The sequence below is a fragment of the Paenibacillus sp. OK060 genome, from assembly GCF_900101205.1.
Taxonomy (GTDB): domain Bacteria; phylum Bacillota; class Bacilli; order Paenibacillales; family Paenibacillaceae; genus Paenibacillus; species Paenibacillus marchantiae.
In genome coordinates this window covers 38,833-59,550 of record NZ_FNFR01000001.1, presented here as the reverse complement: position 1 = coordinate 59,550, position 20,718 = coordinate 38,833, and the positions used below count along the sequence as shown (strand labels likewise).

Sequence of the window (20,718 nt, the reverse complement as noted above, 5' to 3'; positions counted from 1 at the left end):
TATCACCTCAATTATTCTTCAAAATGGCTTTGAATCTGATCATATAGCGTGTTGAACTCAGATGAGGCAATGTTCCTTGGATAAGACAGAGTATTGTCGTAAATATCCGTTATCTTGGAAGAAGGCCCTACTGACATAATTCCTATCCGCTGACCCAGCAAGAGCGCCTCCTGAATATCATGAGTGACAAAAATAACGGTCTTGTGGGTTTCCTGCCAAATATTGACCAGCTCTTTCTGCATCGTACGCCGAGTCATTGCATCCAACGCTCCAAAGGGTTCATCCATCAACAGGATGGCCGAATCGTTGGCTAGCACCCGGGCCAATTGCACCCGCTGCTTCATGCCACCTGACAGCTCCTTCGGAAATTTGGCTTCATGACTACCCAGTCCAACAAGCTCGATGTATCGGTCTGATATCGTACGCCGCTGAGATTTTGGCACCTTGGACATCCGAAGTCCAAACTCCACATTCTCCCTTACGGTAAGCCACGGGAAAAGAGAAGAATCCGCCTGCTGGAATACCATGGCCCGATCTTTGCCTGGCCTATCAATCTCCTTATTATCCACCTTGAGCTGACCGCCCGACTTAGAGATAAAGCCTGCAATCATATTTAGAAGCGTGGACTTGCCACATCCGCTGGGACCGAGCAGGACAAAGAATTCCCCTCCCTTGATGACCAGATCAACATCCTTGATAATATAGTGTACATCCCCATGGGTGGGGGCATTGTATGTTTTACGAAGCTGCTCAATACGAATCGTATGCTGATCTGCAGGTAAGGACATGAGAACACCTCCAATGCAATTTGCGAGTTATTTGCTATAAGTCACTTTATCTGGCAGTGCCTGCTTCAGGAGCTCCAGGTTCAGTTTGTTATCGAGATCGAAATCGTGTTCGATGATCCCGTTATCCACCATATATTGCTTCTGCCCTGCCAGACTGTCATAAGCTGCCTGGGTAAATCCAACTTCCCATGGATTGATTGGCAGATCCTTCAATGTGGCCTCCTTAGGCTGCTTGGTTTCCTTATACATCAGGTCTGCAACCTCTTCAGGATGTGCCTGGGCATACACGGAGGCTTCATTCAGCGCCGCGAGAAAACCACTCACTGTCTCAGGGTTCCCCTGGATGAATTCATTGCTTGCTACGAGTCCCATTCCAAGACGTACAGGGGTTTGGGACATATCGGTGAGCTGATGCACGCCTTCAAGCGCATCGAATTTATCAGTCAAGGCGGAACCAATGACCCAGGTTGCATCTAGATCACCCTGCTTTAGTGCAATGTAGGCTTCGTCAAATGCTCCCTGACCCACCTGGGTTACATCAGTTAGTTCCAGTCCCTGGTCCTTCAAATATTCATCCCACAGATAAGGAATAAACGTACCGCGGATGAAACTTACTTTTTTACCTTTCAGATCGGCTCCACTCTGTATATCATTCTTGGCATACAACTTCCACGCAGCTGCCGCTTCATTCGTAGCCTGACCTGCGGAAGCAATGACAGAGTAATCCCCTTTTGCCAAAGCATTCAATACAGGAAAGTCAGCTCCGTACGCAATATCCACCTGCTTGATAAACAGTGCATTTACACCTTCCGCTGGCGAACCAAACGTAATGCTCTCTGCATCAATGCCGTGGTTTGCAAAGAAACCTTTGGCAATGGCTACCCTGAATGTTGGGTTCGTACTTGTATCTGCGATCCGGACTTTCACTTTTTGGGCCTCTGTGCCGGAGGCACCCTTTGCTTCGGATACCGATTCGTTTGCGGAACATCCCGATAATATCAATAACATAGATAAGAGCATTAATAACGCACCAGTTAAGGTGGATGGTTTTCTCACAATATGCACCCCATTCGTTCTAATCATTGTTCGTCGCTCTTCGCCACCTTACTTGCCTTCATCTGACGTTGCCACACAGGCTGCACCTTCAACAAACGGCAGTGTTATCTCAACACTTACAACGGATGAAGAACCTTTGGGTGCTGCTCCCGACACTCTGTAGTCGGAAACATCAATGGCTTCAATAGCAACCTCTTGCGGCTTCTCCAGCTGTGGTACCCAGTGATAAGGCACGCGATACGAACGATAGACCATATTGGTGTTCCGTCCATCCTTATAAGGGGATACATATTCCCACACTAGCTCATACTCGGATGTAACCTCGAACAGTCTGCCATTGGAACCTTCCGTAATTAGCGTGTTTCCATTAGGCAAGCGCTGAGCGGAGCTGATATACGGACTATAAAATTTATAGGAATCTGTCGGAACGGAAAATCCGGCTTCTGCGGATGTATATTGCCAAACGATCTCCAGGGTCACCGGATTGATCTCCAGTACGCGTGAATGATCGCGAACGGCGTGTTTCAAGCCGTATGGAGAAGCCGGATTGGGCAGGCCATAACCGGCCCAGCCGCCATTGTCGAATACCAGCAGATTCCCCTCTCCAGGCAAACCTTTGGGAATGATATGTGCATGGTGCTGTCCAATAATGGTGCCAATATGCTTCACTTCAGGCAAAGAGTAATCCGGCCCTAGTCTCCATACGATCTTTCCACTCTGTCTGTCGGTTATTGCGATAATATTTGCTTCTCTGGCATCCCAGATAATATTGTCGGGATGGAACCGCTCGTCTCCATGTTCATAGAAATGGTTTGGACCAACATAAGAAGCTGAATTAATATGTAGCCAATCCCCCACCCCACCACCGAGATGTCCAAATGAGCGTGTGTTCGGGTCACGGAACAGAACATTACGGGCGGCCTCATCGAATCCAAGTTCCTCAAAGTGCTCGTTCGGCAGCCATTCCCATAATACATTGCCCTCCCAATCCACTTCTATAATCGCATCATCGAGCAAAGGCTTATCCGAAATGGACGGGTTGTTCACATTTTTATGAGCAAGAATCAAAGTCTTCCCGCTCTGTGTCTTTGGTGCAAGCCCGGGGGCGTAATATCCGACAGGATTGCCTTCACGCTGAAAATCATGGTGCTGACGTGCGTACCACAATGGTTCATATCCTGGATCTTCAATGTGTTCGTAGCTGTTGTATTTCCATACAATATTGCCATCCCAATCCACCTGAACCAAATCGACGTTGTCCTGGATACCGAACTTCGGATCTCTTCGCCCCGTGCTGCCCAATACGAAGCCACCAGGGAAAACTTTGGCCGGAAAGCCCAGCAGCCCCTTCCACAGGTGAACCTCCTTACCATTCATATCAATCAGTACAACACCTTCCTCGCCTGCCTGATAGACGGTATAACCGCCCCAAGCCTTATCAGGGTTATATACGGTTGCCCCGGTTGGATAAATTGTTGAATGCCCCATTGATCATCTCTCCCTTGGTTTGTTTGTTTTCACATTGGATCAAACGTTAATAACTGAGATAATTGCTCTTTCCGGTATTCTCCCTCTGCTTCTGTTCAGGGTCACTTTTGATGGACGGATCGGGTCCCTGCTTCCCGTTGTTCTCTGCCAATTCCAGCAGCGTATCCGAGAACCCCTCCAGATTCGCTATCACCCGCTCATAAAATTGGCTTTGCTGCTCCAGTTCCTCCGTCGTAAAGCCCTCAAACAGAAGCGTGATACATCGGGCACCGATATTGCTGTTCCGTGCAAACATCTCCCGCCCACTGGCAGTAATGTCGAGCAATACCGTCCGACGGTCATCTTCCTTGCGCCTGCGGATCGTAAGTCCCTTTTTCTCCAACTTGTCTGTTAACGCTGTAATGGCACCTGAAGTGAAGTCCAGTTGTTCAGCCAAATCCCCTAACCGCTGTTCCCCTTCACGAATGATTTTGTGCAGGATGAGCATGCCCGGTAAACTGACCCCCTCTACCGATATACGATCTCGTTCTTTCACGAATCGTCTGACCATTTTACGAAACAACCAATCTGTCTTCTCCAACGCTTCCCAGTCGTTATTGCTCATTTCATCCTCCCTGTCTAACTGAAACGACAGCAAATACGAAAAAAGGCTCCCGCGGACATTCCATAGTGGAGTAGTCCCGGGAGCCTTTGGTGGTCCAATCAGCTCGCTTCAGTTCAAATTATTTCACTGTTCATTTAATTAGTGTTAAAATAATTGAGTTCATCATATAACCCACTAACCCAACCTGTCAAGTGTGAATTTAAATTTGTTTTTTCGTAGCCAGATGTCCCTCATATTTAGATAACTTATCCGGTTTTAAGTTTCACTTCAGCTTTCCCGGTTACACTATCCTCAGAGCGTTACATCAAACCAGCTACGATTCAGTTCGTACTTAACCATAGAAATGAGGATAACACATATGAATATGAAGCGCGTAATCATTGTCGGAACAATGATTGTTACCATGTCCTTCGCCGGAACAGCCTGGGGCAGATCAGCGATATCCCCTATACCTTTGACGAAATGGTCCATCGTTAACATCGATACCAAAGACGAGAGCGGAGATGAGTTGCTGAGTGCTCTGAATCAACAGTCGGAAGATGACTTGGTTCAGGATCTGTACGCGGGTAAATCGCTGAGGATGATTGCAGATGAAAATGATGGTGATTTTAACGAGGTTGTCGCATTGCAAATAAGGCAGCTCAGGGAGCAATTAGATCAACGACTCGCAAGTGGAAGTATTAGCGCGGAGCAACACGCAGTGCAAAGCAGTGAACTGGAGGAGTTGGTCACGGAGAGTGCCAATACAGCCTACAACTTGGCGTAAATGAAAAGTCTCCCATGTGCTATGGCAGAGAATGAGGGCATGGCAAAAAGGAGCGTCGAAGCGCCCCTTTTATCTGTTTCATATTTGCTCTAAGTAAGCAGATTGATGATGCATGATACTTACTTAACTGCTGCTGCAATCGTGCATTTACCCAAAGGTTCTCCGTCCCAGGCCAGTTCAAGCACATCTCCTGCTGCCGTTGGTCCAACCCCTTCTGGTGTACCTGTAAAGATGACATCTCCAGGTCCCAGGCCGTAATGATGACCTACATAATCCACAATGTCCTGTAGACTGAAGATCATGTTACGAATATTGCCACGTTGGACCTCGGCACCGTTCTTGGTGAGTGTAAAGTCTTTCTCAAGAAGAGCCTGGGCCCCCGGAAATGGCTGGAATGCAGTAACAGGAGCCGAGTTCTTGAACCCTTTGGCCGCTGTCCACGGATGGCCCTTTTTCTTAATAACCGTCTGTACATCACGTAATGTAAAATCAATGCCAAACGCATACGCGTCTATCAATTCATCCACAGCCATACCCGGCTCATAACTGCGCCCGATTTGGATTACTAGTTCAGCCTCATAATGAACTTCGCCCTTTGTCGCAGGCAATTGCAGCGTTTCACTATTCAAGGCCACAACCGCATGGGAAGGCTTCATAAAGATCATCGGTTCATTCGGAACCGCGTTACCCAATTCTTCTGCATGAAGTTTATAATTTCGTCCTACACAGTATACATTTCGAATGTTTGTCAGCATGGGTTTACGACCACCTTTATCGGATTCATTAGCGTATATGGATCATGTTCATCTTTTTATTATATAAGTACATATCATATTTTCGCTATTCAAAAAATTGGAGTTTATGGTCTGAAAAATCGGCTGCTCGTTTCCTGAAAAGCCTGTTCCCACACATCAGGCCGGTTTGTACATAACATCAGCTCCGGATCAATCGCCGCAAGCCGCTTCATGATGATTTTGTCGTCCACTGTCCAAGCCATTACCTGAATGCCTTCAATACGCATCTCACGCATCAGCGATTTGTCCACATTGGTGTACCCGATGGAAAGAAAACTGCAATTCATCTGCCGCAGCACTGCTGCCAGATCCCCTGGCCGTGCATCAATAATCAAACCTGTTTTGAACTCAGGGGCCAGTTTCTTCACTTCAGCCAGAGCCGCAGGTTCAAACGAAGTGATGACCACATCATGCTGCATATGTCTCTTCCTCACCTCATGAATAACCGCTGCCGGCAGACCGGGATACATATTACCTTGCGTTTTCAGTTCGATATTCAATCTCACTTTGCCACAGGTGCGGTCCAACACTTCACTAAGCGCAGGAACACGTTCCCCTTTATAGGCTTTTCCTTTCCACGATCCCGCATCCAACTGCTGTATATCTGCCCAGTCCGTCTCTCGTACGAAGCCTTCACCGTTCGTGGTCCGGTTTAACGTAAAATCATGAATAACAACCGGCACACCATCACGTGATAACTGTACATCCAGCTCCATCCACTGAACCTCTGGCTGTTCCATGGCAAGCAGAAATGCAGCCATCGTATTTTCTGGTGCAATGGACGAAAATCCACGGTGCGCTACACAAAGGTTGTTCATTTCATCCCCTCCTCAAAAAAATGCATCTTAATTTGGCGATGCGAATCCGTTCGCATCAAAACGAATACCTGGCGAGAGCTGCGCCATCTGCTCCAGCAGCAATTTGTTGGCTTGATCCACCATCGGAATGGCCTGACCCAACCCCGCTTCATAAGGGATAACCTTCATGCTGCATTTGGCATCCTTACTACAACTCGCCTGAAAAACCGCTGTTTTCCACGTTTCCTCTGTTGTTGATTTCGAGAAAATAAAGTTGCCTGTACTATATGCAATCCATTTGCCTTTGTAGTACTCTACCCCTTGCAAGACATGGGGATGCCCGCCTATGACCAGATCGGCTCCGGCATCTACAAATTCATGAGACAGTCGAGTCTGATCATTATTTGGAGTGCTGACCCGTTCCTCTCCCCAATGTGCAACAACGATAACCAGATCAGCTTTTTCACGGGCTTCCTGAATCGCCTTTACTGCACCTGTAGAATCGTAAGCTTCGGCAACACCGGCCCGATTCCCTTCCGCTTTCCAGCTTGTTTCAGGTACAACCCGGCTGAATCCAAGCAGTGCAATCTTCATGCCTTTGCGTTCCAGATATGCAGGTGCATAAGCCTCATCCCTGTTCATACCGGCTCCTGTGTGCGCTATACCATATTGCTCAAGGTAAGTTAACGTATCGACCAAGCCTTCTACACCTTGATCCAAAATATGATTGTTGGCCAAATTCACAGCATCAAATCCTGCTGAAGCCATTGCTTCGAGCGCCTTTGGCGAAGACTTGTATACATAGGTTTTGTCTGCAGCACCAGTTCCACCAAGGGTTACGGGAGTTTCAAGGTTTCCAATGGTCAGATCATCTTCCTTGAACAAGTTGCCAAGCTTTGCAAAGGGGTAGTCATAACCGTTCTTCTCCAACAATTCAGCCACTTTGCCGGAAAACTGAATATCCCCAACAAAGTTAATGGTTACATCCTTCGCCGAATGAGATGGCTGTGTCGCCCCAGTTCCGGCACCTTCGCTTCCCTTTGAGCCGGAAGAAGCGGTAGTATCCGTCGGTTTTTTCGTTCCCGTATCTGTCTTTCCATTTACCTTGGAGTCTGTAGCATCAGGCTTTTTCTCACCCGACGTACCGCCGGAATTTTCAGTTACCTGTTTATCAGAATCCTCCGATTCTTCATCCGGGGTATTACTTGCCTCCGAATCCGTGTCAGGTGAACTCACCTGATCACCCCCCTGAGGGCCCTCTTCATTCACTGGTTCCTGATTCACAGCCGTTTCTGTCACCGCCGGGTCTATTTGCTGCTCCTGCATGCCTACTGCGTAATAGATGCCGACGAGTCCAATTGCAGCAATCAATACCAGATTAATGATCCAAATCCGGCGTTTTCGGGCACGTTTCACTTTTTTCTTTTGTACACTTCGTTTTGATCTTGGGGGATACATAGGCAGCTCCTCTTCTTCACAGCAATCCTTATCATATTATATCAGGCATATTCTGGATTTCCATCATTCCTTGGAATGAAAGAGTTCCGACCTCTCCCCTTTTCGCTTTATGGTGCAAAAAAGGCCGTCTCCCTGTAGAAAAAATCTACGTTCGAGACAGCCAAATACGTTAATTACTTTGCAGCAATCAATTGCGTAGCTTGAACTGACATTTCCTTCGCCTGTTTGATACAGTCAGGCAAGCCTACCCCTTCATAACCAGCGCCGGCAATGTATACCCCCGGCAATTTGCTGCCAAGTTGTTCGCGCAGTGCTGCAATCTGCTGCAGATGACCTACCGGATACTGTGGCATGGATTTGCGGAGCCGAGTAATTTCCGAGAAGATCGGAACGGCCTCAACGCCCATTGTTTCACGCAAGTCCTTGAGTACCAGATCTGTTAGTGCATCATCCGGGAGCTCCACATTCTGTTCGTCTCCGGAACGGCCAACATAACAGCGAAGTAGTACTTTGTCATCTGGGCTGGTGTGCAGCCACTTGGTTGATGTCCAAGTACATGCTGTAATATTTCGACCTTCCTTACGCGGAACGAGGAAACCAGACCCATCAAATACATGTTCGATATCCTTTTTCTCAAAAGCCAGCACCACATTCGCTACCGATACGTAATTGATTGCATCCAGAGCCGCTGTATCCACATGTGGTTGCAGCAGTTCAGATGCAACATACGTAGGCACGGTAATGACTACATCATCTGCTTCAAGACGTTCTCCGTTATCCAGTTGAATGCTATACTTGGCCGCATCTCCAGTCTGAACCTCCAGAGATTTCACGGAAGTGTTCAGCCGTTGATCCACGTCCTGCAACTCATGTACAAGCGCATGAACCAGGCTCTGCAAGCCCTGACGGAAGTTCAGAAAAGCACTTTTCTTCGTTCCCGTATGGGTCTCTGTCGGTTTGCGGCCCGTCATCATTCCTCGGATCAAACTACCATAATCCCGCTCCACTTCACCGAATTGCGGAAAGGTTGCCTGAAGACTCAATCGCCGCATATCACCTGCATAGATGCCTGCGAGCAACGGTTCAGTCAGGTTTTCCAGCACTTCCGCTCCAAGGCGGCGCTCAATCATATAACCAAGCGATTCATCCTCTGTTGTACGACGGGGAGGGATGACAAAATCCATTAATGCGCGCAGCTTGCCTGCCGGAGATACAAGACCACTTCTCAGAAAAGGTCTCAACTCCGTCGGAATACCGAGAATGAGTCCTGCCGGCATAGGATGCAGCTTGCCACGCTGCATGATGTACGTTTTTTTGGATTCCGGATTTTGGCTGACCAGTTCATGGTCAATTTCCAGCTCTTTAGCCAAATCAATCATCGCCGTTTTGCGGGCAAGGAAAGAATCTGGTCCCTTCTCAATGACGAACCCATCCCGGTGCAGCGTTTCAATCATGCCACCCATGGAAGAACTCTTCTCAACCAAGGTGATGACAGGTTCAACCCCTGCTTCCCGGTAATGCTTCCGAATATAAAATGCCGCGCTTAGGCCGGTCAGACCTCCGCCGACAACAACGACACGACGTTTATGGTCTTCCATTACTCATCCGTTCCTTGCTGCCACTGGCTAATAATGACATCACTTAACGTTTCCATGTAAAGTGGGTCACTATTGAGAGAATCAATACGCATAAGGCGCATGTCGATCTCTTTGGCAATCGCTTTGGCCTCAATATCAAGATCATAGAGCACTTCCAGATGATCCGATACGAATCCAATCGGTGCTACAAGCACATCCTCAACCTGTTCACGAGCAAGATCCTGAAGTGTGTCCAGAATATCAGGGCCCAGCCATGGCTCTGCTGTCCGCCCCGCACTCTGCCACGTGAACTGCCAGTTGGTAATTCCTAAACGGGAAGCAATAACTTCCGAAGTCTCCAGCAGTTGCTGCGGATATGGATCACCGATATCTACAATTCGCGCAGGCAGACTGTGTGCACTGAACAGCACTCGTACATCCCCGCGCTTGGCCCCCGCTTCCTCGAAAGCATCCAATTTGGCGCTAACACGTGTGGAGAGAGCCTGAATCAATTTCGGATGCAGATGATAACTCTCAATGAATGACATTTGGATACCCAGTTCTTCCGCTTTCTCACGAGCACGCTTGATGTAGCTCCCTACACTCATCGTGGAGAAATGTGGTGCCAGTACGATGCCTATTGCAGTCTGAATTCCATCCTTCGCCATCTGTTCCACGCCATCCTCAATGAACGGATACGCATGCTTCAACCCTTGATAACAACGGAATTCAACCTCATTGGAACGGTCATCCTTGTTTAACGTCTCCTGGAGGGCCTTCACCTGATTATCCGTGTTTTCTCGAAGAGGGAATACACCCCCAACGATCGCTTCATAACGGTCGGTTAATTCCTTCAGTTGTTCCGGTTCAGGCGGACGTCCTCTCCGGATATGTGTGTAGTACGCTTCGATACTTTCCATATTCTCAGGTGTGCCATACGACATCACCAGTACACCTACCGTATTAGTCATTAGTAACCGTCACCCCAGTCTTCAATGCTTCAGCGGAATATTCATGAATATACGCCGTGAGTTCTCTTAATTTATCCAAAGACGCTTCAGGAAATAGTCCGTGCCCCAGATTGAAAATATACCCTGGCTCCTTGATACCTTCGTCAATAATCAATTTGGCATGCTGCTTGATCAGATCCATCGGTGCAGTCAGCACATAAGGGTCCAAGTTACCTTGCACAGCAAATTTTCCGCCCAGTCGTTTACGTCCCTCGGAGATCGATACTCTCCAATCCAGCCCAATCACATCAGCTTTCAGATCATGCAGGGTTGGCAGCAATTCACCAGAAGCCACACCCGGGAAATAAATTTTCGGTACATTCAAATCCGATAATTCGGTAAAGATACGAGTAATCGTCGGCAACACATACGTTCTAAAGTCGTTTGGCGAAAGTGCGCCCACCCAGCTGTCGAACAGTTGGAATGCCTTGCCGCCGTTCGCAATGTGAGCACGGACATATGTAATCACCATATCGCCCAGTTTTTGCATCAATTTATGCCACACTTCCGGTTCACTGTACATCATCGTTTTGGTCCGTATGTACCCTTTGGAAGGTCGGCCTTCAATCAAATAGCTGGCAATGGTAAACGGTGCACCGGCAAACGTAATCAGGGGTACATCCAGTTCCTTGTCCAGAATTCGAATCGTCTCCAGAATATGAGACAGATCTCCTTCAACATCAATGGGACGCAAACGATCCACATCTGCCGCCGTGCGGATTGGATTGTCTATAACAGGTCCAATATTTTTAACAATATCAAAATCTATACCGAGGGAAGCAACCGGATTCATAATATCGGAATACAAAATAGCCGCATCCACACCGAGTTTACGTACCGGCATGAGTGTAACTTCAGCTGCTAGCTCAGGTTGACGGCAAATTTCGAGCAAAGAATACTTTTCCTTAATCTTGCGATATTCGGGATCATAACGCCCAGCCTGACGCATGTACCACACGGGAACACGGTCCACCTGCTGTTTGAAACTGGCCTGAATCAGACGATCATTATAGCTCATGTAAGAAGCCTCCAATAGTTTTTGGACTCATAAATAACATTATGCCCTTTTTAAAGAGCGGTAACAACCACGTGTCGATCTGTTCCGATGACAATACTATGACATTCCTTACATCCCCTCATCCATATGCAAATTATGTTATAATGAAAGAATCGTGTTTTTTTGAAACGTTGCAGAAACGATCGGAAAGGAAGTGAAAGCACTTTGAAAACGTGGAAAGTAAACCTCATTGTGCTTTGGTTTGGACAATTTCTGGTCAACTCGGGCATGACCATGATTACCCCGTTTTTGTCCCTTTATCTCGCTAGGGATCTTGGCGTGGTTGGTGAGCATGAAATTGGCATATGGGCGGGATTTATATTTGCTGCCAACTTCCTCACCTCATTTTTGTTCCAGCCCTTGTGGGGCAAATTGTCTGACAAGTACGGACGGAAAATTATGTTGCTGCGTTCCGGATTCGGGATGGCGATTGTTATTGCCTTGATGGGTTTTGCACAGAACCCATGGCAGCTCCTTTTATTACGACTGCTCAACGGTACGATCTCCGGCTTCAACCCGGCAGCAGTTGCATTGATCTCGGGTACAACGCCGAAGGATCGCATGGGTTTTGCCATGGGCATCAGCCAATCCGGCCAAGTGGCCGGTACGATTCTAGGTCCGCTGATCGGCGGTTTGCTTGCTGATGCAGTGGGCTTCCGCCCTATCTTCTATATTACTGGCGGACTGATCTTTGCGGCTTCCATGCTCGCCATGTTCCTGGTCAGAGAGAAGTTTGACCGCAAGGAAGCAGCCAAACTGCCGGAACAATCCGTATTGTCCGGTCTGAAGGAACTGAATAAGTCTCCCCAGTTACCTGCGCTATTCGCTGTAACATTCCTATTGCAATTTGCCATGATCAGCCCGATGTCACTCTTGCCGCTGTATGTACAGAAATTACACGGTTCGGATGTCAACGTTGCCTTCTGGGCAGGGCTTGTCGGTGCAGTCACGGGACTATCTAACATGGCCATGTCCCCGATTCTCGGGAAACTCAGTGACAGGGTAGGTTCACACAAGGTACTTACCTTCTCTCTCATAGGAACAGGGCTCATGCTTATACCTCAAGCTTTCGTGCAGACGGTATGGCAGCTCATCATCGTCCGTTTCATGATGGGTGTATTCATGGGCGGCCTGCTTCCGAGTGTCAACGCGCTCATTCGCTCCTATACGCCAGATAGCATGATTAGTCGGGCCTTCAGCTTTAATACGAGTACACTCGCGCTCGGTAACATGCTTGGAGCCGTAATCGGCGGCTTTATGGCTGGGTTCATTGGCATCGAAGGACTGTTCATCGTCTCTGGTGGGTTGCTGCTGCTCAACATGGTGTGGGTAAGACTCAAGCTGTACAAAAAGCCCCCTCTGATCAGAGAATCCTGACGCTTGGATTCAATGTTATTTGTTCTTATAAAAAGCCGCTTTCAGCGCCTATTAGGCATGAAAGCGGCTTTTGGCATTCATTTGTTTAAACCTTAAAATTGATTCATTGAGTCATTAAGTCAGATGGCTTGTGAATTGAATCGGGTATTCTTTAACTCCAAATACAAAAGCACTTTGAATCGGCTGCAGAACGGTTTCCGGCACAAGCTGAATGTCTTCCATTTGCCGAAGCATCGTCTGAAGTACAACCCTCGCCTCAAGTCGTGCAAGCGGCGCACCGAGACAGAAATGAATACCAAAACCAAAACCCATATGTCTGTTCGGCTTGCGGTCGGGCACGAACTTCTCTGCCTGATCGAATTGAGCGCTATCCCGGTTGGCCGATCCTACCCAGGATATCACCTGTTCCCCCGCCTGAATCGTTTGTCCGTTCAATTCTACGTTTTCTTTGGCAATACGCCCAATAGCCACAATTGGCGGATAATAACGCAACGTTTCCTCTACCGCAGTGGGGATAAGTTCAGGATGTTCTCGCAGCTGCTGTTGAAGCTCAGGCTGCTCTGACAGAATACGAACGGCATTGGTAATCAGATTGGTTGTGGTTTCATTACCGGCAGCAAGTAACAAGATGCAAAATCCGACCACTTCCTCTGCCGTTAGCTTCTCCCCTTCAATCTCTGCAGCAAGCAGTATAGAGATCAGATCATCCTCTGGTCGCTGACGTCTTTCTTCCATTATGGCCGTGAAGTAGCTCGCCAACTCCTGCTGGTTCCGTTTCTTTTCTTCCATCAATTCCTGGAAAGCTTCGTCACTGTCATCCCGCGCCCCCTTCACGAGTGCATCAGACCAGTCTTTGAACTTCTGGCGATCCGTTGCAGGGACTCCAATCAATTCAGCGATCACGATAACTGGAAGTGGAGTAGCAAGATCATCGATAAGACGCATACGACCTTCTGAAAAATGCGGAGTCAATAATTCATCAGCGATTTCCTGAATACGCGGAGCTAACGCTTCGATCGCTCTAGGTGTGAACGCCTGATTAACCAGATCCCGTAGTTGTTTGTGCTTCGGCGGATCTGTAGTAAGCATGCTGGCGTTTGCGCGATCACGTTCAGAAGAGAACAGTTTAGGATTTTTTAACACATATTGCACATCTTCATAACGGAAAACATCCCAGCATTCTCGATGGTTGTCATAGCGGACTGGAGTATTGTCACGAAGTTCAGCGTACACCTGGAAGGGAAATAATTGCTGCTCCACCGCCTCCAGCTCCCGGATCGGAATGTAATTGGCATATTTTTTGGGTGCTCGGTTCATCGTTTCTCCTCCAATCATTAATATATATTTATTTACATATTGAAATCACCATATATTATAGACTCAACACTGCGGGCATACAAATATTTGGCAATAATTGAGCCTCTTTTCCTAGAACGTATTACAAAAATCGTCAAGACTTGCTAACTAATACCCCCGCTATTCGTTTTGGATAAGATCACTTCAGCTATGGACGATACTGCAACACTTCCCCAAAGTTTCCTTCTAAATCTATCAGGTCAAAAGACTCAAATGTAATAAAATATGACACAAAAGTTTATTTATTATGATTTCATATTCCTCATTCTCTTTTTTACCTTCTCATATTTATCCATAAAACCTCATAAATACGCTATATACTCTACATTTCTATCAATGTAACCGATTACTCTATCTATATCTACAATTGTCATATTATTTAACATGAAATACAATCAATTTGAATTCATATACATATCATCCTTAACAAACATCACACGAAACTAACCTGAAGGAGAGTGCTATTCATGAAAAAAACTTCAAATCTTCGTCCTTGGGCTGTATGGAGCACAGCCGCTTTGACAGCTCTGACCATTTCCCTGTCCCCCATCGGGACCTATGCGGCTCAGGCGGCTACGGTAGAAGTGAGCGGTACAACTAGTGCAGTTCAGACCGCATTATCCACTCCGGCTCGCAATACGACCATCCCTGCTCTATCAGATTCGTTCAAACAATCCGCTCTGCCTAATGTTCTGGTCATTGGAACGGGTGGTACGATTGCAGGTCAATCCGAGGATGCAACCAGCTTCCAGAACTATAAAGCTGGCACACTCCCGATTGGAGAAATGGTCGACGCCTTACCGGACAAACAGAAGATTGCAGATGTTAGCACACTCCAATTCGGAAATTCAGGTTCAGGTTCTTATACCATGGCTGATCTCTATGACTTATCTCAAACCGTAGACAAGGCTCTGGCTCAGTATGACAGCGTTGTAGTTACCACCGGTACAGATACCATGGAGGAAATCGCCTACTTCCTTGACATGACCGTACAAAGTGATAAACCCGTCATCATTACAGGGTCCATGCGCCCTTGGACAGTTATCGGCTCAGATGCACAAGCCAATCTGTACAACGCCATCAAGCTCGCAGGCAGCGGGCGCACCACTTCATTTGGGACCGTGCTAATGTTGAACGATACCATTCAATTGGCACGCGGCGTGACCAAAACGAATGATTATCGAACAGACACGTTCGAAACTCCGATGCTTGGTGCAGTAGGTTACATTGATGAAGAAAACATTCGAATTTACCGTGCTCCTGCACGTGCCTTGAAGCCTGAAGGTACATTGAAACCGGCATTCGACCTGAGCAAAATCACGAAGGCAGATCTCGCCAAGGTGGAAATTGCGATTTCCTATCAGGAAGCTGGCGGCGAAGCTATTGAAGGATTTGTGAAGGGCGGCGCCAAGGGGATCGTAACGTCCGGTACCGGAGCAGGCGGTATCTCCAGAGCGATGGGACAAGCACGTACCAAAGCGGTCGAGGATGGCGTAATCTTCGTAACGACCACTCGGACAGGTTCAGGCAGTGTATATGGCGGTGGGAAAGGCGTTATTGCCGGTGACAACCTCAGTCCTCAGCAAGCACGCATTTTGTTGATGCTCGGCCTGTCCTTTAGCGACGATTTTGACACGATCCAAAAATGGTTCGAGACTTACGGAACGCCGGAAGTTTAATAAGACTCTCATCACTTCACTCCAATAAGCAGAAAGAGACGATAATACCCTGAGATTCAGGAGTGTTATCGTCTCTTTCTTTTCGAATTGAATGCGCATTCCATCCGTTTTAACGGATCTGCATCTTTTCTTACTTCACCCAGGCCAGAGCCAGACCATCATAATCCGGCAGCATCGTTGTTACGAGGCGCGGGTCACTGGCCATCTGCTCGTTGAAGCGTCGAACCGCGAGGACAGCCGGACCCTGCTTGTCTGAATTCAGCGTACGGCCGCGCAGGAAACAGTTATCTCCCACAATGACCGCCCCGGGCCGCGCGAGCTTAATGGCGTAATCGAGGTATACGGGATAATTCTCCTTGTCTGCATCAATGAAGAAGAAATCGAAGGTACGTCCTTCCTGTGCCAGCTGCTCCAGACTGTCAGCTGCGGGGCCAATTCGATATTCGACTTTATCCGCAAAGCCCGCTTCCTCCAGATGACCACGAGCCATCGCTGCGTATTGCTCTTTTAATTCAAGCGAAGTCAGGGTTCCCCCGTCACTTAAACCGCGAGCAAGACAGATACCGCTGTATCCGCCCAACACGCCGATTTCGAGTACAGCCTCCGCTTTCGATGTCTTCGCTAGAAAAGTGAGCAAACGGCCATAAGCCGCTGCAACCGAAACTTCCGGCATGCCGTTCGATCGGATGGCTTCTTTTACCTTTAACAAGAGATCATCCTCTTGAAATAATTGATTTACATATTCGTCAGGGGTCAGATTCACCGCTAAAATCCTCCTTGGACACTTGGACTGCTTTCCATATGGATGCCAATGTTCTATAATAAATGTTTGTTGTCAAACACAGGCGGTTGAACTGCTGCATCGGCTCGAAAGATGAATGCATTAGCTCACCGCATTTCTCATTGTAAGTTTTTTCACGGAAAGCGGCAAGGCCGCACCGTCACTATACAGCTGAGAGAAGGATATTCCTTCCCCAGCTTGAAATGGAGTTGAAATGAATCACATGGCTCAATTGCAATTGATTGCGACCTCGGCGATGGGACTCGAGGCTGTTGTCGCCCGGGAACTGAAGCAACTGGGGTATGAGGATGTTACGATCGACAATGGCCGGGTTTTCTTCACTGGAGATTATATTGATATTTGCCGGTGTAATCTGTGGCTGAGAAGTTCCGACCGGGTGTTGGTCAAAATGGGTGAATTCCCGGCGACAACTTTCGATGAATTATTTGAAGGTACCAAAGCATTACCTTGGGAGGAATGGATTCCAGCCGATGGCGAATTTCCGGTTGAAGGTCGCTCCCAAAAATCTCAGTTGAGCAGTGTGCCTGCATCACAAGGGATCGTGAAGAAAGCAATCGTAGAGAAACTGAAGCTGACTTATGACACGGAGTGGTTCCCCGAGGATGGGTCTCGTTATGTGATTGAGGTCATTCTGCTGAACGATCGCGCCCTGCTTACTTTAGATACGACGGGACCAGGTCTGCATAAACGGGGTTATCGTAAACTCGTAACCGAAGCACCACTCAAAGAAACGCTTGCTGCGGCACTTATTCAGCTCAGCCGCTGGAATGTTTCCCGTCCATTCTATGATCCATGTTGCGGTTCAGGCACCATGCTGATTGAAGCCGCCATGATCGGCTGGAACATTGCACCTGGACTTCGTCGGACCTTCAACTCCGAGAACTGGGCTGTCATTCCTGAAGAATTGTGGGAACAGGCGCGCGAAGAAGCATTTGACGCGGTTCGCGACGATATTCCATTGCAAATTTCGGGCAGCGACATCGATCCGGAAGCTATTGAAGTAGCACAGGCAGCAATCAAGAGTGCCGGCTTCGCCAAAGATATTGAAGTCAGCGTCCTGCCCGCTCATCGTGCAAGACCACAGGGCGAATATGGTGTCATTATTACCAACCCTCCATATGGTGAACGTTTGAGTGAAGAGAAAGAAGTGCAGAAGCTGCTACGTTCTTTAGGGCGCAGTTACCTCGATTTACCGACATGGTCCTTTTTTGCCATCACGTCGACCAAATCTTTCGAGGAAGACTTTGGACACAAGGCAGACAAGCGCCGTAAGTTGTTCAATGGACGCATTGAAACCCAATATTATCAGTATTTGGGCCCACTGCCTCCACGTAATAAAACACCACAACAATAATAATATTGGAATGATCAAGCGCTCCTGCCGTTCACGGCTGGGGCGTTTTTTTGTATGTATTTCGGGATACTTATGGATGATCTTGTTAACATTGCTTCCGCATGAAGATTTTCTCCCCTGGGCATAGTTGAAAAGCCATGACACCACGCTATAATGGATAAAGTCCTATTTTACATTCCGTTAACAAAACCATTCATCAGGGAGGAGACATATATGTTTGTCACTAAGCCAACACGCAGCTTTACGCCGCGTGGGCTTCTGAATCATCCACTTACGTTATATCTTATTTTTCTTGTACTCATGCTGCTCAAATTAATGTGGCTCCACCACAATCTGCACGCTTACAACATTACGATGGGTCTTCTGGACAAAGTGATTGCCATCGGTTCGCTGCTGCTTCTGTCCTTCTGGACCTGGTGGCTGCCTCGCCGGGGCATGATTATATCACTCGTTATACTCAATCTGCTGCTCACTGCACTGATCTATGCGGATATGGTTTATTATCGCTACTTTCAGGATTTCCTAACAATCCCTGTGCTGATGCAAGCCAGACAGGTTGACGCTTTGGGAGACAGTATTGCTACGCTTATTTACGCCAGTGATCTGTGGTTCTTCGTCGATTGGCTGGTGATTATCCCATACGCAGCGATCCTGCTGTTCAGCAAACGTAACCGTCGTGGACGTTCCAGCGCATATTCGAACGGGTTGAACTCCTACTCGTCAAATTCAGGCAAATCAAGTGTGCGTCGTCGACTCACCGCAGGCAGCATTGCTCTGGTATTGGGTCTGGGGCTCGCGGTTGGTCCGATATATTTTTATAGTAAAACCTGGGCAAAAGGGTTGTTCGATAACAACTGGTGGAACGTATCCATGTACAATGTTACCGGACTTCTTGCTTTTCATGGCTATGATCTGTACAACTATGCCAAAGACCAGCTCGGCTCTGGACCGGAGGTCGATCCTGCCGATCTCGAACAGGCGGAAGCTTATTTCGCCAGCAGACAGCAGGCTGATCCACTGAAGGATGAGATGTTTGGCAAGTACAAAGACAGCAATGTGATCATTGTCCAAGGTGAAGCCTTCATGAATTTCATGATTGGTCAGAGCATTGGCGGACAGGAAATTACGCCTCATTTTAACGAGCTGATGAAGGAAAGCCAGTACTACAGTCACTTTTATCACCAGACAGGTCAGGGGCGAACATCGGATGCTGACTTTGGGGCCAATATTTCATTGCATCCACTGTCGGTTGGATCAGCGTTTGTCCGTTACGCAGACCACAGTTATGATTCTCTGCCTTCTATCTTGAAGGATCATGGTTATAGTACGAATGTATTTCATGCCTATGAGAGCGGATTTTGGAATCGTTATACGATGTATCAGAATATGAAGTATGACAAGTTTTACAGTAAAAATGATTTTGAACAGGATGACCCGCTTGGCTGGTCGCTGTCGGATGAGTCCTTTTTCCGCCAATCGGTTGAAAAAATGAGCAGTGAGGTTACAGAGCCCTTCTACTCATTCCTCATTACGCTCAGCAGTCATCATCCATACGCGTTACCCCAAGATAAACAGCAGCTGGATGTGGGTGAATTCAAAGGAACGATGTTTGGCAACTATCTGCAATCCGTTCATTACGTGGATTCTGCGCTCGGTAACATGGTGGAAGACCTGAAAAATCGGGGATTATGGGACAAAACGATCTTCATGTTCTATGGGGATCACGATAATTCCATTAAGGAGCAGCCACAATACGAGAAATTTCTCGGACGTTCACTAACTGATCTGGATATGGAGCAGATTATGAACGAAGTGCCTTTGCTGGTGCATCTGCCTGACGGAGCCGCAGCGGGAACGATTGACGAGCCTGCCGGACAACTGGATGTTACACCTTCAGCACTGCATCTGCTCGGTATTTCAGATCAATCCTACTACCACATGGGCAACGATGTGTACGACGGTTCCTCCCGTATGGTGGTATTGCGCAGTGGTGCATTTACAGATGGCTCCCTGTTCTATATCCCTTCGGATGATTACATCTATGACAGCGGCTCCTGTTACGATCTGTCTACTGGTACCAAAACGGATATTAATGCTTGCCGATCTGGTCATGATGAAGCAACAAAGCGACTGCATGTGTCAGATACGGTTAATACGTTTGACCTGATCTCGCGTTTTCGCGAGGAGCAAGCGCCTGCGTCTGAATCCTAACAGAATGTAACGGTAGCTGACGGAACTGTATAATTCATTTTTCAAAATTAAACCGATACTACAATGAAATGGAGCTAGTGCATGACCATGACGTCACATCCTGACCAATTCAATATCGAACAAAAGCTGTTCGAAGAAGCTGCAAACTTTGTCAAACATCGCTACCCTCAAGGGTGGGGCGGCGCAGCTGCTGTTTATACCGAAGCTGGATCGCTGTTAATCAGCGTAGCTCCAGAAGTGATTAACGACGCCACGCACTTATGTATGGAAACAGGAGCCTATCTAGAAGCACACAAATTAAACGAGCGGGTCACCCACTCGATCTGTGTGGCACGTGACGATGAGCACTCAGAATTCAAGGTCCTCACCCCTTGTGGTGTGTGCCAGGAACGATTGTTTTTCTGGGGAGAAGACGTGAAGGCTGCCGTGTACGATCCGGATGGAGCTTTAATTTACAAGAGGTTGGACGAAATTCAGCCTTACCATTGGACCAAGGCATACCGGGATAAGTAAGAAGTTAAATTATAAGTGTTGAGGCTGCAAT

At 47.7% G+C, this 20,718-nt stretch carries 18 protein-coding genes; 6 read left to right on the top strand and 12 right to left on the bottom strand.

Annotated features, from left to right (window positions below):
• Positions 1 to 11 precede the first annotated feature (11 nt).
• The 4 genes from BLS14_RS00295 to BLS14_RS00280 are packed head-to-tail and all read right to left on the bottom strand — an operon-like array spanning position 12 to position 3,936.
• A complete protein-coding gene (locus BLS14_RS00295; protein WP_064639210.1) occupies positions 12 to 788 on the bottom strand; it encodes an ABC transporter ATP-binding protein in 777 nt (258 codons plus the stop codon).
• 27 nt (positions 789 to 815) lie between these two features.
• Positions 816 to 1,871, bottom strand: a complete 1,056-nt coding sequence (locus BLS14_RS00290; protein WP_090948932.1) for an ABC transporter substrate-binding protein — start codon at positions 1,869 to 1,871, stop codon at positions 816 to 818.
• A gap of 21 nt (positions 1,872 to 1,892) precedes the next feature.
• Positions 1,893 to 3,332, bottom strand: a complete 1,440-nt coding sequence (locus BLS14_RS00285) for an aryl-sulfate sulfotransferase (protein WP_090948930.1) — start codon at positions 3,330 to 3,332, stop codon at positions 1,893 to 1,895.
• A 46-nt stretch (positions 3,333 to 3,378) separates the two neighbouring features.
• Entirely contained in the window at positions 3,379 to 3,936 is a 558-nt protein-coding gene (locus tag BLS14_RS00280; protein ID WP_063564884.1) for a MarR family winged helix-turn-helix transcriptional regulator, read from the bottom strand.
• A gap of 358 nt (positions 3,937 to 4,294) precedes the next feature.
• Here BLS14_RS00280 and BLS14_RS00275 point away from each other — a divergent pair, with 358 nt between their 5' ends.
• The gene (locus BLS14_RS00275) at positions 4,295 to 4,702 is read left to right on the top strand and encodes a hypothetical protein (RefSeq protein ID WP_090948928.1); all 408 of its coding nucleotides are present in this window, start codon (positions 4,295 to 4,297) and stop codon (positions 4,700 to 4,702) included.
• Between the two features lie 119 nt (positions 4,703 to 4,821).
• On the opposite strand, the gene BLS14_RS00270 is transcribed toward BLS14_RS00275, so the two are convergent.
• From BLS14_RS00270 to hemE, 6 genes are all read right to left on the bottom strand, one after another.
• A complete protein-coding gene (locus BLS14_RS00270) occupies positions 4,822 to 5,457 on the bottom strand; it encodes a fumarylacetoacetate hydrolase family protein (protein ID WP_090948926.1) in 636 nt (211 codons plus the stop codon).
• A 104-nt stretch (positions 5,458 to 5,561) separates the two neighbouring features.
• Entirely contained in the window at positions 5,562 to 6,314 is a 753-nt protein-coding gene (locus BLS14_RS00265; protein WP_090948924.1) for a glycerophosphodiester phosphodiesterase, read from the bottom strand.
• Positions 6,315 to 6,341: 27 nt separating this feature from the next.
• The gene (locus tag BLS14_RS00260) at positions 6,342 to 7,709 is read right to left on the bottom strand and encodes a CapA family protein (RefSeq protein WP_371121105.1); all 1,368 of its coding nucleotides are present in this window, start codon (positions 7,707 to 7,709) and stop codon (positions 6,342 to 6,344) included.
• Between the two features lie 215 nt (positions 7,710 to 7,924).
• Positions 7,925 to 9,349: a protoporphyrinogen oxidase gene (gene hemY, locus BLS14_RS00255; RefSeq protein ID WP_063564889.1), complete on the bottom strand. Its 1,425-nt coding sequence runs from the start codon at positions 9,347 to 9,349 to the stop codon at positions 7,925 to 7,927.
• A complete protein-coding gene (gene hemH, locus BLS14_RS00250) occupies positions 9,349 to 10,299 on the bottom strand; it encodes a ferrochelatase (RefSeq protein ID WP_090948918.1) in 951 nt (316 codons plus the stop codon). Before hemH ends, hemY begins: the two co-directional genes overlap by 1 nt.
• Positions 10,292 to 11,356, bottom strand: a complete 1,065-nt coding sequence (gene hemE / locus BLS14_RS00245) for a uroporphyrinogen decarboxylase (RefSeq protein WP_090948915.1) — start codon at positions 11,354 to 11,356, stop codon at positions 10,292 to 10,294. Before hemE ends, hemH begins: the two co-directional genes overlap by 8 nt.
• A gap of 204 nt (positions 11,357 to 11,560) precedes the next feature.
• Here hemE and BLS14_RS00240 point away from each other — a divergent pair, with 204 nt between their 5' ends.
• Positions 11,561 to 12,772, top strand: a complete 1,212-nt coding sequence (locus BLS14_RS00240; protein WP_063564892.1) for an MFS transporter — start codon at positions 11,561 to 11,563, stop codon at positions 12,770 to 12,772.
• A gap of 114 nt (positions 12,773 to 12,886) precedes the next feature.
• On the opposite strand, the gene BLS14_RS00235 is transcribed toward BLS14_RS00240, so the two are convergent.
• A complete protein-coding gene (locus tag BLS14_RS00235; RefSeq protein WP_090948912.1) occupies positions 12,887 to 14,089 on the bottom strand; it encodes a cytochrome P450 in 1,203 nt (400 codons plus the stop codon).
• A gap of 506 nt (positions 14,090 to 14,595) precedes the next feature.
• On the opposite strand from BLS14_RS00235, the gene BLS14_RS00230 reads away from it, so the two are divergent.
• Complete coding sequence (locus BLS14_RS00230) at positions 14,596 to 15,807, top strand: asparaginase (RefSeq protein ID WP_090948909.1); 1,212 nt, start codon at positions 14,596 to 14,598, stop codon at positions 15,805 to 15,807.
• A gap of 130 nt (positions 15,808 to 15,937) precedes the next feature.
• Here BLS14_RS00230 and BLS14_RS00225 read toward each other — a convergent pair whose 3' ends face one another.
• Complete coding sequence (locus BLS14_RS00225; protein ID WP_090948907.1) at positions 15,938 to 16,570, bottom strand: O-methyltransferase; 633 nt, start codon at positions 16,568 to 16,570, stop codon at positions 15,938 to 15,940.
• A 241-nt stretch (positions 16,571 to 16,811) separates the two neighbouring features.
• Between BLS14_RS00225 and BLS14_RS00220 the strand changes: the two genes are divergently transcribed.
• The 3 genes from BLS14_RS00220 to BLS14_RS00210 all read left to right on the top strand — a co-directional run bounded on the left by BLS14_RS00220 (position 16,812) and on the right by BLS14_RS00210 (position 20,687).
• On the top strand, positions 16,812 to 17,963 hold the full coding sequence (locus BLS14_RS00220; protein WP_063564896.1) for a THUMP domain-containing class I SAM-dependent RNA methyltransferase: 1,152 nt from the start codon (positions 16,812 to 16,814) through the stop codon (positions 17,961 to 17,963).
• Positions 17,964 to 18,176: 213 nt separating this feature from the next.
• On the top strand, positions 18,177 to 20,174 hold the full coding sequence (locus BLS14_RS00215; protein ID WP_090948905.1) for an LTA synthase family protein: 1,998 nt from the start codon (positions 18,177 to 18,179) through the stop codon (positions 20,172 to 20,174).
• Between the two features lie 87 nt (positions 20,175 to 20,261).
• Complete coding sequence (locus BLS14_RS00210) at positions 20,262 to 20,687, top strand: cytidine deaminase (protein WP_063564955.1); 426 nt, start codon at positions 20,262 to 20,264, stop codon at positions 20,685 to 20,687.
• Positions 20,688 to 20,718: the final 31 nt, after the last annotated feature.

Coding starts and splice junctions, on each gene's coding strand:
- hemY (WP_063564889.1), bottom strand. CDS start 9,349: ATGGAAGACCATAAACGTCGTGTCGTTGTTGTCGGCGGAGGTCTGACC.
- BLS14_RS00285 (WP_090948930.1), bottom strand. CDS start 3,332: ATGGGGCATTCAACAATTTATCCAACCGGGGCAACCGTATATAACCCT.
- BLS14_RS00280 (WP_063564884.1), bottom strand. CDS start 3,936: ATGAGCAATAACGACTGGGAAGCGTTGGAGAAGACAGATTGGTTGTTT.
- BLS14_RS00295 (WP_064639210.1), bottom strand. CDS start 788: ATGTCCTTACCTGCAGATCAGCATACGATTCGTATTGAGCAGCTTCGT.
- BLS14_RS00265 (WP_090948924.1), bottom strand. CDS start 6,314: ATGAACAACCTTTGTGTAGCGCACCGTGGATTTTCGTCCATTGCACCA.
- BLS14_RS00290 (WP_090948932.1), bottom strand. CDS start 1,871: ATGATTAGAACGAATGGGGTGCATATTGTGAGAAAACCATCCACCTTA.
- BLS14_RS00230 (WP_090948909.1), top strand. CDS start 14,596: ATGAAAAAAACTTCAAATCTTCGTCCTTGGGCTGTATGGAGCACAGCC.
- BLS14_RS00215 (WP_090948905.1), top strand. CDS start 18,177: ATGTTTGTCACTAAGCCAACACGCAGCTTTACGCCGCGTGGGCTTCTG.
- BLS14_RS00275 (WP_090948928.1), top strand. CDS start 4,295: ATGAATATGAAGCGCGTAATCATTGTCGGAACAATGATTGTTACCATG.
- hemH (WP_090948918.1), bottom strand. CDS start 10,299: ATGACTAATACGGTAGGTGTACTGGTGATGTCGTATGGCACACCTGAG.
- BLS14_RS00220 (WP_063564896.1), top strand. CDS start 16,812: ATGGCTCAATTGCAATTGATTGCGACCTCGGCGATGGGACTCGAGGCT.
- BLS14_RS00235 (WP_090948912.1), bottom strand. CDS start 14,089: ATGAACCGAGCACCCAAAAAATATGCCAATTACATTCCGATCCGGGAG.
- BLS14_RS00210 (WP_063564955.1), top strand. CDS start 20,262: ATGACGTCACATCCTGACCAATTCAATATCGAACAAAAGCTGTTCGAA.
- BLS14_RS00270 (WP_090948926.1), bottom strand. CDS start 5,457: ATGCTGACAAACATTCGAAATGTATACTGTGTAGGACGAAATTATAAA.
- hemE (WP_090948915.1), bottom strand. CDS start 11,356: ATGAGCTATAATGATCGTCTGATTCAGGCCAGTTTCAAACAGCAGGTG.